Raw genomic sequence first — 13,404 nt, 5'->3', positions numbered from 1 at the left:
GAAAGGCTGGCATTCATACGCGCAGAATCCTCGCCGCCTCCTCTGATGCCTACCGGGAGTCCATCCTTGGACTCGGGTAGGTTTGATGCGATTGCCCTGCGCATCCAATACCGAGTATGCGGAAAAACAGGAAAAGCCAATGAAACCCCATAAAACCCATCTCGCCATCGGGTGAAACACGGTTCACCCGGCGGCCGGTTTTTCGCCGCTCAGAACGATCATTCCTCTCAACGGTAGGCCGCCGGGGAGAAGTCGCTCCACGATGCGCGCGGTGTTTGTACCCGAGGGGAGATAAATCGCGCTGCGCGTGCGAATGTTCTCAACAGGAAGCCCCTTGAGACTGTCTCGAAACTCGGCAGGCGATAACCAGAGTGCGCCGCGATACGTACCGCTACCCCCATGGCGACCCTTGTCGAGCCATAACAGGCTGTGTCGGTTCAACAGGCCGATGGCAAAACGCTTGCGCGTCACCCGCACAATCTCCGACACCGCCTTCTGCCAGTCGGCGGTGAAACACAAGGCCGCAACCGAAAGCACGTAATCGAAACTGTTGTCGGCAAATGGCAAAGCAAGCGCATCGGCCTGCAGGTAGGTTGAGCGAGGATCGTGGCCGCTCGCGAACGCGAGAAATTCCGGATCGAGGTCGAGCCCTGTCACTTGCAGGTTTGGCAGAGCGGCCAGTCGGCGTGTAAACCAGCCGGTTCAGCAGCCGACATCGAGTATCCGACCTTCCGAAGGAGAGGCCAGTTCACTCAACATCAGGCGGTACTCGGTCTCACCGATCCAGTTCCCTCGCGGGCTGTCGTACCAAGCGTCGTAGTTGGCGGGAATCAAAGCGAAGCAGCGCCTGTACAAGGTTTCAGAATGAGATCACCTTGTCGCTATCGACGACCCATTCGGCCAGCGCCGGCATGGTGGATTTTTCAGCGCCCTCGAAATACGGGTGGTTCTTGTAGATGCCGCAGCGGGCCATGCAGGTTCCGCATACTTTGACGGGTACACCGCGAGCCATCAAAGCTTTGAGCATTTGCGAAAGGTCCTGATCGTAGCCTTCGGGTGGCCGGCAAACGTCACGCGCCATATCGACCGCATCGTTCATCAGGAAGATTCTGATCTCGCTTCCAGCATCGAGCAGCTTGTCCGCCAGACGCAGTCCGTTCCAGGTAACGTCGGTGTTGTCGTACGGTTCACGGTTGAAAATGATCAGGGTTTTCATTGCGGCTCCTTTTGAGAGACATCGTTCGGGGATGTGAACAATTCTTCAAGACGGTCAAAGAGGCCATCGTTTTCCTGGCGCCGGAGAATGCTTTTTACGTCGTACAGTTTTTCGATTTGCCTGATCATCTGCGGCAAGCGACCGTCTTCATCGACCAGCAGCCAGATGCGACTGATATCGCCATTGCCAACCGGCAGACAAAGGATGCCTTCGACGTTGAAGGCGCGACGGGAAAACAGGCCGACAACATGCGACATGACGCCGGGGTGGTTATTCACCGTCAGTTCGAGGACAGTTCGCTTCGGGCTTACGGAGTTCATGTCAGGCTCCGATCATTTCACGGTTGGCTGCGCCGGGAGGAACGATCGGGCAAACCAGTTGCTGCACGTCGATGCTGCAATGGATCAGGCAAGGGCCGCGTTGTTTGATGGCCTCGGCCAGCGCGGCACGCGGATCGTCTGCCGTATCGAGGTCGATGGCGCGAATGCCGCACGCCCTGGCGAGGGCGACAAAATCCGGAACATGCGTAAACAGCGAGGCAAATCGGCGCGCACCGTAGAACATCGTTTGCTGTTGATGCACCAGCCCAAGGGCCGCATTGTTCATCAGCACGATTTTCAGATTGACGTTCTCCTGCGCCGCCGTCACCAGTTCCTGGATGTTCATCAGCAACGAGCCATCGCCCGAAAAACAGACGACGGTGTTGTCCGGTTCGGCCAACGCAGCGCCGAGCGCTGTTGGCAGGCCGAAGCCCATCGTGCCCAGGCCACCGGAAGTCAGCCAGCGGCGCGGCTTGTGATGGGGGTAGGCTTGGGCCGCCCACATCTGATGCTGCCCAACATCGGTGGCGAGGATGGCGTTGTCGTCTAGGCATGCCGCCACGGCGCGAACCAATCCGTAATGCGTGCGGGGATCGTCGGCGCCGGGCAGGCGAAGCGGCCAATCCGTTTTCAGCTGCCGGATGTGTGACAGCCAGTCCGGTCGATCCTGTGGCTTGAGTTGGGCTTGCAAGCGTCGCAAAACGGTTTCGACATCGCCGCTGATGGCGATGTGGCTGGCGCGCAGCTTGTTGAGTTCGGCTGGATCGATATCGATGTGGATAATTCGGGCCTGCGGGCAGAATTCGGCCAGTTTGCCTGTGGCGCGGTCGTCGAACCGGGCGCCGACGACGATCAGCAAGTCGCTTTCGTCCATGGCCATGTTGGCACAGGGAGCGCCGTGCATCCCCAGCATGCCCAGGGACAACGGATGTTCGACCGGCAGCGCGCCGAGTGCCATGAGCGTCGTAACGGTCGGCAAACCGCCTTGTTCGGCAAAGGCACGCGCGGTTTCGGCGGCGCCGGAATGGATGACACCGCCGCCCAGATAGAGGACGGGACGTCTGGCTTCAGCGATCATCCGTGCGGCAGTCTGCAACAACGCGTCATCCACAGCGGGTAAGGCATCAGCTTTTCCCGGTTCGGGCCATGTGGCGACGTCCACCTTCTCCAGTTGCACGTCGCGGGGAATGTCGACCAACACCGGCCCAGGCCTGCCGGAAACAGCGATCCGGAAAGCCTCCGGCAGGATTTTCAGCAAATCGGCGGCGGAGTTAACCAGAAAATTGTGTTTCGTGATCGGCAGGCTCATGCCGTACGTATCGACTTCCTGAAAGGCGTCGGTACCGATCAGGCTGCGCGACACCTGGCCGGTAATGGCGACGACCGGGATCGAGTCGAGCTTTGCGTCGGCAATCGCGGTCAGCAGGTTGGTAGTGCCGGGGCCGGACGTGGCGAAACAGACAGCCGGCTGGCCGCTGGCGCGTGCCATGCCTTGCGCGATAAAACCGGCGCCCTGTTCATGTCGCGGCAGGACATGCCGGATTTGCGTCGAATGCCCCAAGGCATCGTACAAGGGAAGGTTGGCGCTCCCGGGGATGCCGGCGATCACACGGATTCCCTGGCGCTCAAGCAGGCGGACGACAACTTCAGCGCCGGTAAGGATTTCAGTTGCAGACATCGGAGTCTCCACGAAAAATATTTATTTGCTACGAGAAGCCTCGACAGGCAAGCCGGCTGCTTTCCATTCGCTGATCCCTTCGGGAATCTTGCGGGCCCGGTAGCCTTTTGCTGCCAGCACTTTCACGGCCTCGTCGGAGAGCAGACAGAACGGCCCCCGGCAGTAGGCGACGATCTCGACGTCGGACGGCAACTCGGCGAGGCGTTGCTCGATCTCGGCGACCGGCATCGAGCGGGCGAAGGGAAGGTGAGCGGCTTCGTATTCCGCCGCGGGACGCACATCGATGACGAATACCTCGCCGCGCCCCGCCTGTTCCAGAAGCTCCTCGCGGCTGACGGCAGAGAGCGTGGCCGGATCGGCCACGATTTTCCCGAGTGCCATTTTCAGTTCCAGCAAATGTTCTTCGGCGACCTGGCGCAGACTTACCAACAGCCCGGCAATGTCGCTACCGGCCAACTGATAGACGATGTATTTGCCGTCGCGGCGGACCGTCACCAGCCGCGCCTCTCTGAGCACTCGCAAGTGAGAGCTGGTGAGCTTAATGTCGATGGACAACTCGCTCGTCAGCGTTTCGACAGTTTTTTCACCGTGAGCCAGCAACTCCAGCAGTTCCAGCCGCTTTGGGCTGGATACGGCCTTGCCGATTCGGGCAACCTGTTCGTAAAGAATGTCTTTCAGTAATCGATTGTTCATGCTAACACTCTAACGATTGTACGAATATTTAACAAGGCAAGATTGCCTCCTTGCCATAATTCGCGTGAATACTCACTTGCTACGATTGATCGTACAGCCAGACGAAAGGGCTACATCTGAGCTGCTCTGTTGCGAATGTTTCAACTGCTTTGACGCATTGCAATTTTTTGGTGCGCCGCCTGACACGGGATCTCTAATAAACGGCGTGCAGGCGGCTTCCGAAAAAACGGATCAACTATCCATGGACTGGAGAAAATCCGTACCGAAAACGAGGGTTTTTGCCTCGTCCGTTTCGTGACTGAGTTTTTCTGCAATCGCATTGGCGGCTTCGTTCGTTTCACAAACCCACTCGTTCTTTACGAGGCAGGTCGCCAGTTTCCCGGAAGGAAGACGGGCTATTACGCCGAACGTATCGTCGTCCATTCCATCCTTTTTGAAGGTAACTATCCCATGCTCTGCAATCTTGCCGAGCAAGTTCTGGTATGCCTCGGGGCTGGGGCACTGCTTTTTCAGGGACTCGGGCGTTTCACACAAATCTTCCACGAGCGCCGCAAAAAACGATTTCTCCGGTACGGCGACCGCATTCAACGAGCCGATGCACATCTGACCTGCGACATTCTTCGTGGACATGGCCATCTCCTTTCATGTTTGTGCTGCTGTTGGTTTACTTCAATATAGACTTTTTGCATGCTTTCCCGGCTTGACACAGGATGATTTTTCGTACGATTTTGCAAGCTTTGCGATCGAAATCCTTGTCCTCACGCCGCACCAAGGCGGCGCGAGGATTTTCAGCTAAAACTTCAAGCCAGATCGAAACGGTCTGCGTTCATGACCTTCGTCCATGCCGCAACGAAGTCCTGCACGAACTTTTCCTTATTGTCGTCCTGCGCATAGACCTCGGCATAGGCACGAAGAACCGAATTCGAGCCGAAGACGAGATCGACGCGGGTTGCGGTCCATTTAACTACGCCGGTTTTGCGGTCACAGATTTCGTAGAGGTTTCGCCCGGCCGGTTTCCAGGTGTAGGCCATGTCCGTCAGGTTGACGAAGAAGTCGTTGGTCAGCACGCCTTCCTGATCGGTAAAGACGCCGTGCCTGGTGCCGCCATGGTTGGTGCCCAATACCCGCATGCCGCCAACCAGCGCCGTCATCTCATGTGCGGTCAGGCCCATCAGTTGGGTGCGGTCGAGCAGCAACTCCTCGGCGCTGACGACGTAGTCTTTCTTCATCCAGTTGCGATAGCCGTCGGCCAAGGGCTCCAATACAGCGAACGAGTCGACATCCGTCATTTCCTGCGTGGCATCGCCGCGGCCCGGCGCGAAGGGTGCCGTTACCGCAAAACCTGCCGCCTTGGCGGCCTGTTCGACGCCGACATTGCCCGCCAGGACGATGACATCGGCGACGCTGGCGCCGGTTTCTGCGGCAATCTTTTCCAGCACGGTGAACACTTTGGCCAAACGTTGCGGCTCATTGCCTTCCCAGCCTTTTTGCGGCGCCAGACGAATGCGTGCACCGTTGGCCCCGCCGCGCTTGTCCGAGCCCCGGTAGGTGCGGGCGCTGTCCCAAGCGGTGGAAACCATCTCGCTGACCGAGAGGCCGCTGGCGGCGATCTTTGCCTTGACGGCCGCGACGTCGTAATCCTTGCGGCCGGCAGGGACCGGGTCCTGCCAGATCAAGTCTTCCTGCGGCACATCCGGGCCAATGTAACGGGCCTTCGGCCCCATGTCGCGGTGGGTCAGCTTGAACCAAGCACGGGCGAAAACTTCCGAGAAATAGGCCGGATCGCTGTGGAAGCGTTCGGCGATCTTGCGATACTCGGGATCGAACTTCAGGGCCATGTCGGCGTCGGTCATGATCGGCTTGCGGCGAATCGACGGATCCTCGACGTCAACCGGCATGTCTTCTTCCTTGATGGCGACCGGCTCCCATTGCGAGGCACCGGCCGGAGACTTTTGTAGCCACCAGTCGTGCTTGAAGAGCATGTCGAAATAGCCGTTGTCCCATTTTGTCGGATGAGCCGTCCATGCGCCTTCGATGCCGCTGGTCACCGTGTCGCGGCCAATGCCACGGCTGGTATGGTTTATCCAGCCCAGCCCCTGTTCTTCGAGTTCCGCGCCTTCCGGAGCCGGGCCGAGGTTAGCGGCATTGCCATTGCCGTGGCACTTGCCGACGGTATGACCGCCAGCGGTCAAGGCCACCGTTTCCTCGTCGTTCATCGCCATGCGGGCGAAAGTGACGCGCATGTCCTTGGCCGTTTTGAACGGGTCGGGCTTGCCGTCCACGCCTTCCGGATTCACGTAGATCAGGCCCATCATCACGGCGGCCAGCGGGTTTTCCAGATCGCGCTCGCCGGAGTAACGGCTGCCTTCAGCGCTACTGGGGGCGAGCCACTCCTTTTCGGAGCCCCAGTAAGTATCTTTTTCGGGGTGCCAGATGTCTTCCCGGCCGAAGCCGAAACCGAAGGTTTTGAGCCCCATCGACTCGTAGGCTATGGTGCCGGCGAGGATGATCAAGTCAGCCCAGCTGATCTTGTTGCCGTACTTTTTCTTGATCGGCCAGAGCAGGCGACGGGCTTTGTCGAGGTTGACGTTGTCGGGCCAGGAGTTCAGCGGCGCGAAGCGCTGGTTGCCCCTGCCGCCACCGCCACGGCCATCGGCAATGCGGTAGGTGCCGGCCGAGTGCCAGGCCATGCGGATCATCAGGCCGCCGTAGTGGCCCCAGTCGGCGGGCCACCATTCCTGGCTGTCGGTCATCAAAGCCTTGAGATCGTTTTTCAGGGCTTCGACATCGAGTTTTTTGAGCTCTGCCCGGTAGTTGAAAGAGGAGCCCATCGGGTTCGTCTTGCTGTCGTGCTGGTGCAGGATGTCGAGGTTCAGCGCCTTCGGCCACCAATCCATGCTCGACATGTTCGCCGAAGTGACGCCACCGTGCATGACAGGGCATTTGCCGCCGGAATTTTCGTGACTATTTGCCATTTTCCCCTCCTGGTTGTTTTTCGCTTTGTGAAATGGAAACTTATTCAGTTTAGGAAGAGCAAATATCGATGTCCATACTGAATGAACTTTAGAAATATGTCATTCATTTCCGGCCATTTCTTTCCGCTTCCCCGGATGAGGGGGCAAGGAGTAAAGCTGATGCTTCACCATGTTTGTATAAGCGGCGAGCAGCCCGATTTGTGCGAGGACGAGCAGGGCCGTCAACCATGGAACGAGACTGGCCAGTTCCGGCACGACAGGGAGCAGTCCTCGGTGAATCAGGAACATCAGCGTGACGACCAGTCCGACACCCGGACAGACCAGCGCAAAGGATAGGGGCGTGGGGCCGTTGCTCAGTGCTTTCCAGAGCATCCGGTTACGCAGCAGGATCGACGCACCAAAGAGCACGAACATCAACTGGACGTTCAGAACGCTCAGGAATCCGAGCAGGATGACGATCGGCGGGATGTCGGCATTGAAATGGTGCTGCAGCATCATGGCCAGCCGGTAGCCTGCGATGCCCAATACCGTCGAAATGGGGACACCGACCATCAAGGTCTGGCTCGAATCGTCGGAAGCACCCTGCGCAAACAGGGCGCGCATGCTCATCAGCACGTAAACCAGCGCGGCCAGAACGGCCATCACCAGAAATACCCAGCAAAGCGCGGTGGCGATCAGCGAGGTTGCCAACGTTTTTGACATGGCGGCGGGGCCGGAGGATCCTACTGAAATCATCGCCAGCGCGAACGGCGCCATCATCATGCCGAGATTGTTATTTTTCTCGCACTGGAAGCCACCTCGGGTGAGTTGCTCGCCGAGAATGCTCGTCTGCAAGCGCAGTGCGCTGAATCCCAGGACGGCGAATGCGGCGATGGCCCACGGAAAGATGCGCTCGATGACTGACCAGAAGCCGGGAATGAGCAGCAAGGCGGCGACAAATCCGGCATTCATGCTCATCGCCAGCGTCAGCGGCCACGCCATGCGCTGGAAAGTCGCGTTCGACTGCAGGAGCTCCTGGTAAGCCGGTGTGCGCTGAAAAATCCGGTACTCGCGCACGTTCCAGAGCAGCAACAGGACGTGGAGAACGATCAGTGCGAGCGTTGCCAGCCATGCCGTGCCGATCCCGATTCTGGCGAGCGAGTCGGCGCCATCCCAGAAAATCCGGAGGCTATCCCATGTCGGCACGGGGCTATCCGGATGCGGCGTAAGAAACATGAGGTGAAGATAAAACGCCACCGCCATGCCTCCGGCGCCCAGTGCGGCAAGCAGATAGAGCGGGCTGTAACGTTCTGCCAGATGCGTCTTGAAAAGCATGATCGCTCCGTCCGAAAGGCGTGCCCGGAGGCCGTTGTTGAACCGCTATGTCAATCTCAGGTCAGGCTCGAATCGATCCACTGCATGAGGCTGGACAGACTCATGGCCCCGCTGTGCTGGCGCAGCATCTTGCCGTTGCGGAAAATCATCAACGTCGGGATGCTGCGAATTCCGAAACGCGTGGCCAGCTCCGGCTCTTCTTCGGTGTTGAGCTTGGCGACACACACCGATGTCTGCAATGCTTTCGCTGCTTCGGCAATAACGGGAGACATCATCCGGCAGGGGCCGCACCATGGCGCCCAGAAATCGACGAGAACCGGGCAGTCGTTCTTATCGATGTACAGATCGAAGTTTTTCCGCTTCAATTCAAGTACTTCGCCGGTCAGCAGCGGTTTCTTGCAGGAACCGCAGATCGGATGATCGCTGAGCTTTTCGGTTGAAACCCGATTGACTGTTTCGCAGTGCGGGCAGACGCGATTTTGCGTGTCGTTCATGAAGGTCTCCTGTGTTTCCAGCCAAAATCGAGTGATAGTCATGGGGGGGCGCAGTGACCACTCCGTCGCTTTGTCCCCGCCATGACGCTATCGCCTGGTCAGCTGAGAATTTCTTCCAGCGTGATGTAATCGCCGACATGCCCGGCCATTTTTTCGGCGTCGGTGTTCACTGGGAGTGTTTTCTTCCCAGGGCGCCATCCGGCCGGGCAAACTTCGCCCGTTTTCGTTGCGTACTGCCAGGCTTCGACCTGACGCAGGAATTCATTCACGTTGCGGCCGACGGAATCGGCCTGAACCTCTTGCGCGACGCAAATCTGGTCAGGATTGAAGAGGAAACGTCCCCGCAGGGCAACGCCTTCTTCCTCGACAAGCACGCCGAATGCGCGACTGACTTGCTGGTTCGAGTCGGCGCCCATCATCAGCTTCAGTCCTTTCAGGATGGGCTCGGTTTCGGCAAACCGCTTGTGGGAGAACTTTGAATCGACCGAGACGGCCAGAATTTCCACGCCGAGCTTCTGGAACTCGTCGTATTTCGCGTTCATCGCGGCGATTTCGGTGGGGCAGACAAAGGTGAAGTCGGCCGGATAGAAGCATACGACCGACCATTTTCCCTTGTAGTCGTCGCTGGAAACCGTCGTGAAATGCCCGGTCTTGGCGTCGTAGGCGTCCATCGTGAATTGCGGCATTTCCCTGCGAACCATGGTTGAGCTCATCGTTTCTTTCTCCTTTGTTGGTTGGTTTTCCCGGCTTTCCTCGACGGGGGACTTTTTGATCGGTTTTAGTCCTGTATCACATCCCACAGCCTTTACCTCCTCGTTAAAATCGAAACATTCAGCAGACGAACTATTCATTCATGCCGTCATAATTCGCGCCCAGATCGGCTTGCCACGGACGCCATCTCTCCAGCGCGACGAGCACGATCACAAGCACGATGGCGAATCCGAAGGCCAGCACCCAGAAGGGAACGTCGGTGACCGTGTCGAGCGTGAGTTTCCCCGGTCCGCCGGAGAGCAGAATCGGCTTTAACGTCGGCTCGAGATAGCTGAACGTCAGCGCGCCGGCGAGACCGCCAAGGAGAACGAGCCAGGAATCCTTGTAGCCCGCACCGATCTGGGCGAGCACGGTGCCGGGGCAACCGCCCGCAAGCGTGATGCCCGCGCCAAGCATCAGTCCGCCGAAAATATTGGCGCCGTACAGCAGCGCCTTGGGATGCAGTTTCCCGCCAAAAAAGCCGTGCATGAGGCCGATGACCACGAGGCCGGTAATCACGGCGGTCAGGAAAACCTTGAGCATCGTGAAATTGCGCAACTGCATCTGGCCGACGATCATGCCGGGCTCAAAGACGCGGGATTTTTCAAGGGCAAAGCCGAAGACGATGCCCATCAACAGCCCGATAATGATGGCGTTCAGGACTGACATGGTCGTTCTCCTCAGATTTTGCGCAGAAACAGGGCGACGATCATTCCACCGGCAAACATGCAGCCGACGGTGACGAACGAGCTGAGCGCCAGTTGAGCGAGGCCGGAGATGCCATGGCCGCTCGTGCAGCCATCGGCGATGCGGGCGCCCATGAGTAGCAGAAAGCCGCTAATGAAAGCCAGTACCATGCGGACACTCAAGGAACCCGTGCCGAGCGCCTTCGACCAAACCGGCGAAACACTCGGGCGCTGCATCCCGGAAAGGCGCGACGAGAAGAAGGCGCCCACCGCGATCCCGATCACCAACGCGACCTGCCACCAGTTCTTTGCGCCCGACAGATGCTTGGCGACGTAATCGATTTGCGTGATGACGGGATCGGCAACGCTGGCCAGCGTGCCAGCCGCCGTCACGTACGACGAAGACGTTCCCAGGGCCGTGTTGATGAGCAGGAAAGCCGGAATCTGAAGCAGTCCGATCAACACCCCGGCAACGTAGGGCGACCACGCTTTATCCGATAGTTTCATGATGTTCCTCCTTCAGGTGGGCGATGCGGTCAGTTGTAGTCAATCCTCACGGATTCGGCAATTTCGCGGGCGAACGCGGATCGACGCTGCCTTTCAATCCGCCGTTGAAACTCGCCACGTTGAAGCCGTTTTGCTTGAGGACACGCGCGGCGAAATAGCTCATCTTGCCGAACGCGCAGAGGGTGACAACCGGCCGTGTGCGATCCAGTTTGTCGAGGCTCGAGCGCAGCATCGGGAAAGGAATGTTGATGATCTTGCCCGGCGCCGGGAACGCGTCAGCGAGCGGCTTGCCGCGCACATCGACGACTTGCACGGCCGGATCATCCGGCAGCGTTTCGATGTGTTCGACCAGCCCGTCCCGACGGTTGCAGGCGGCGAAGCCGGCGAGGTTGATCGCGTCCTTGGCGGCCCCGAACGGCGGCGCATACGCCAGTTCCAGATGGCACAGGTCGTCGACGGTCATGCCGGCGACGATGGCCGTGGACAGCACGTCGAGGCGCTTGTCGATGCCCTCAAAACCGTTCGCCTGGGCGCCGAGCAAACGGCCGCTTTCCGGATCCCAGCAGATTTTGAGCGTCATCGGCTTGGCGCCGGGGTAATAGGTGGCGTGATGGCTGTCATTGACGGTCACCGCTTCAAACGGAATCCCGGCGGCGGCCAGCCGCTTCTCGCTCCAGCCGGTAATGCCGGCGACGGCCTCGAAGGCGCGGACGATGCCGGTACCGATCGATCCCGGGTAGGGGCGAACCTTGTCCGGCATGAATATGTGATCAGCCGCGACACGCCCTTGCCGGTTGGCGGGGCCACCCATCGGCACGGCCGTCTTGCTACCCAGAATGACGCGGTCGAGCGTTTCGATGACATCCCCCGCCGCGTAGATGTCGGGGTCGGAAGTGCGCTGGAAGCCGTCGACGACGATATGCCCGCGCGGGCCAAGTTGCAGCCCGGCATCCTTTGCCAGTTCGCTGTCCGGCTTGACGCCGATCGACAGAATGACCAGATCGGCCTCCAGAACGGCGCCGGAATTCAGGTGGCACCGGACGTGGTCGCTATCGCCAGTGAAGCGCTCGATCCCGTCGCCGAGATGCAGCCCGATGCCGTTGTGGCGCAATTCGCTTTCCAGCAACGCCGCCATTGGCGCATCCAGCGGCGGCATGACCTGTGGCTGCAGTTCGACGAGTTGAACGGTCAGCCCCTTGCGTTGCAACTGTTCCGTCATTTCGAGACCGATGAAGCCGGCGCCGATCACGACCGCGCGCATGCCTTCTTCGGTTGCAGCCATGATGCGATCCATGTCCTGCAGGTTGCGCAGGGTGAAAATCCGCGGGTCGCCGATGCCCGGCATATTCGGGCGCAGCGGCGAAGCGCCGGGGGCGAGCATCAGCTTGTCGTATGCCATCCATTCGTCGGCACCGGTTTCCAAGTTCCTGATGCGCACGCGTTTGGCCGCCCGATCGATCTCGACGGCTTCGCTGTTCGTGCGAACGTCGAGGTTCAGCAAGCCCTTCAATGATTCGGCAGTCTGAACCGCGAGTACGTCGCGGGTCGGAATCTCCCCGCCGATGTGGTAGGGCAGGCCGCAGTTGGCGAAGGAAACATCCGGGCCGCGTTCGATGATCGTAATTTGCGCGGCTTCGTTGAGGCGCCGCGCACGTGCAGCAAAGGAAGCCCCGGCGGCTACGCCACCGACGACGAGGATGTTCATTGGGGTCACTGAATTTCTCCGAAGATGAAGATGGAAATTGAGGGTAAAGAAGGGCTCCGCGGTTCGCCCGCAGGGCGATCACGCGGCCAATAACGGAAAACGCTTATTTTTTGGTCGGGCAGGTGTTGATCCCGAGCAGCGGATACAACGGGCACCAGCCCAGCAGACCGGTCAGCAGCGGCACGGCGCCGATGTAGCCCCAGACGGGCAGGAAGCCGGCGACGGTAGCGCCGATCAGGCCCGCGCCAACGACGATGCGAAGTACTTTGTCGATACCGCCAACGTTGCTTTTCATGATGCGCCTCCTGTTTATGCCACGTGTGAAAGTGGTTTCATTGTAGGAAACGAAAATGGCTGTGTATGTGACCTGGGTTACATAGCCGCGAGGCTTTGCAGTCCGGCGCGGTCGGTGATTCTGACCTGCTCGCGGGCGAGCGACACGAGGCCCTGAGCGGCAAAGCCTTTCAGCAGGCGGCTGACGATTTCACGCACGCTGCCAAGGTCGTCCGCCAGCTGCTGATGCGTGATGTGCAGCACGGCTTCGTCGCTGACGAGAAGACGCTTCGCCAGCCGCTGATCAAGCCGGGCGAAGGCAACTTCGTCGACGAGTTGCATCAGATCGCCGATGCGTTCGGCGAACAGGTGGAAGACAAAATCGCGGAAAGCCGGATATTCGAGCAGGAGGCGGGAAAAGTCGGGTACCAGCAAAACGATCAGCACCAGCGGCGTCTCGGCGATGCCCCGCGCGTTGTAGTCGCTCTTGCCGAGCAGGCAACTGGAGGAAATGATGCACGAACTTCCCGGTGTGACGCGGTAGAGCATCAGTTCACGGCCGCTGTTCGACAGCTTGACGACCTTGATGCTGCCTTCCAGCAACAGGGGAAATCCCATGCAGGGTTGATGTTCGCCGAACAGCTGCACACCGGCCGGCACGTTCATGATGGCTGCCGATTGCAATAAAGTTTCCAGGTCCTTTTCGGCCAGACTGGCCAGCACGGGATACAAGTCCAGCAGTTGCTTGCACTGAACCGGCGATAGTGGCGGTTGCGTTGTGTTATCGGTCATG

14 protein-coding genes and 1 pseudogene are annotated in these 13,404 nt (G+C 59.2%); all 15 read right to left on the bottom strand.

Annotated features, from left to right (window positions below; all coding sequences use genetic code 11):
• Nucleotides 1-183: 183 nt before the first annotated feature.
• Nucleotides 184-690, bottom strand: a pseudogene (locus GH659_RS05850) (class I SAM-dependent methyltransferase); the annotation flags it as partial.
• Between the two features lie 169 nt (nt 691-859).
• Complete coding sequence (locus tag GH659_RS05845) at nt 860-1,216, bottom strand: DsrE/DsrF/TusD sulfur relay family protein (RefSeq protein ID WP_153110068.1); 357 nt, start codon at nt 1,214-1,216, stop codon at nt 860-862.
• The gene (ilvN, locus tag GH659_RS05840; RefSeq protein WP_153110066.1) at nt 1,213-1,536 is read right to left on the bottom strand and encodes an acetolactate synthase small subunit; all 324 of its coding nucleotides are present in this window, start codon (nt 1,534-1,536) and stop codon (nt 1,213-1,215) included. Before ilvN ends, GH659_RS05845 begins: the two co-directional genes overlap by 4 nt.
• A gap of 1 nt (nt 1,537) precedes the next feature.
• Entirely contained in the window at nt 1,538-3,214 is a 1,677-nt protein-coding gene (gene ilvB / locus GH659_RS05835) for an acetolactate synthase large subunit (protein ID WP_153110064.1), read from the bottom strand.
• Between the two features lie 21 nt (nt 3,215-3,235).
• On the bottom strand, nt 3,236-3,907 hold the full coding sequence (locus GH659_RS05830) for an ArsR/SmtB family transcription factor (protein ID WP_153110062.1): 672 nt from the start codon (nt 3,905-3,907) through the stop codon (nt 3,236-3,238).
• 231 nt (nt 3,908-4,138) lie between these two features.
• Nucleotides 4,139-4,537 (bottom strand): hypothetical protein, encoded by a 399-nt coding sequence (locus GH659_RS05825; RefSeq protein WP_153110060.1) that lies wholly within the window; start codon nt 4,535-4,537, stop codon nt 4,139-4,141.
• Between the two features lie 170 nt (nt 4,538-4,707).
• The gene (katG, locus tag GH659_RS05820) at nt 4,708-6,882 is read right to left on the bottom strand and encodes a catalase/peroxidase HPI (RefSeq protein WP_153110058.1); all 2,175 of its coding nucleotides are present in this window, start codon (nt 6,880-6,882) and stop codon (nt 4,708-4,710) included.
• A gap of 99 nt (nt 6,883-6,981) precedes the next feature.
• Complete coding sequence (locus GH659_RS05815; protein WP_153110057.1) at nt 6,982-8,196, bottom strand: TsoY family (seleno)protein; 1,215 nt, start codon at nt 8,194-8,196, stop codon at nt 6,982-6,984.
• Between the two features lie 56 nt (nt 8,197-8,252).
• Nucleotides 8,253-8,690, bottom strand: coding sequence for a thioredoxin TrxC (gene trxC / locus GH659_RS05810; RefSeq protein WP_153110055.1), 438 nt, complete (start codon nt 8,688-8,690; stop codon nt 8,253-8,255).
• Between the two features lie 98 nt (nt 8,691-8,788).
• Nucleotides 8,789-9,403 (bottom strand): peroxiredoxin, encoded by a 615-nt coding sequence (locus GH659_RS05805; RefSeq protein WP_211364118.1) that lies wholly within the window; start codon nt 9,401-9,403, stop codon nt 8,789-8,791.
• Nucleotides 9,404-9,533: 130 nt separating this feature from the next.
• Nucleotides 9,534-10,109, bottom strand: a complete 576-nt coding sequence (locus tag GH659_RS05800; protein WP_153110051.1) for a YeeE/YedE thiosulfate transporter family protein — start codon at nt 10,107-10,109, stop codon at nt 9,534-9,536.
• Nucleotides 10,110-10,120: 11 nt separating this feature from the next.
• On the bottom strand, nt 10,121-10,633 hold the full coding sequence (locus GH659_RS05795) for a YeeE/YedE thiosulfate transporter family protein (protein ID WP_153110049.1): 513 nt from the start codon (nt 10,631-10,633) through the stop codon (nt 10,121-10,123).
• Nucleotides 10,634-10,679: 46 nt separating this feature from the next.
• The gene (locus GH659_RS05790) at nt 10,680-12,338 is read right to left on the bottom strand and encodes an FAD-dependent oxidoreductase (protein ID WP_170285832.1); all 1,659 of its coding nucleotides are present in this window, start codon (nt 12,336-12,338) and stop codon (nt 10,680-10,682) included.
• Nucleotides 12,339-12,441: 103 nt separating this feature from the next.
• Nucleotides 12,442-12,633 (bottom strand): YgaP family membrane protein, encoded by a 192-nt coding sequence (locus GH659_RS05785; protein ID WP_153110045.1) that lies wholly within the window; start codon nt 12,631-12,633, stop codon nt 12,442-12,444.
• A 77-nt stretch (nt 12,634-12,710) separates the two neighbouring features.
• Nucleotides 12,711-13,403, bottom strand: coding sequence for a Crp/Fnr family transcriptional regulator (locus GH659_RS05780; protein ID WP_153110043.1), 693 nt, complete (start codon nt 13,401-13,403; stop codon nt 12,711-12,713).
• Between the last annotated feature and the right edge of the window lies 1 nt (nt 13,404).

The organism is Propionivibrio limicola, assembly GCF_009469695.1.
Taxonomy (GTDB): Bacteria; Pseudomonadota; Gammaproteobacteria; order Burkholderiales; family Rhodocyclaceae; genus Propionivibrio; species Propionivibrio limicola.
Note: the sequence above shows the minus strand (reverse complement) of the source record. Positions and strands in the feature narration are given on the sequence as shown.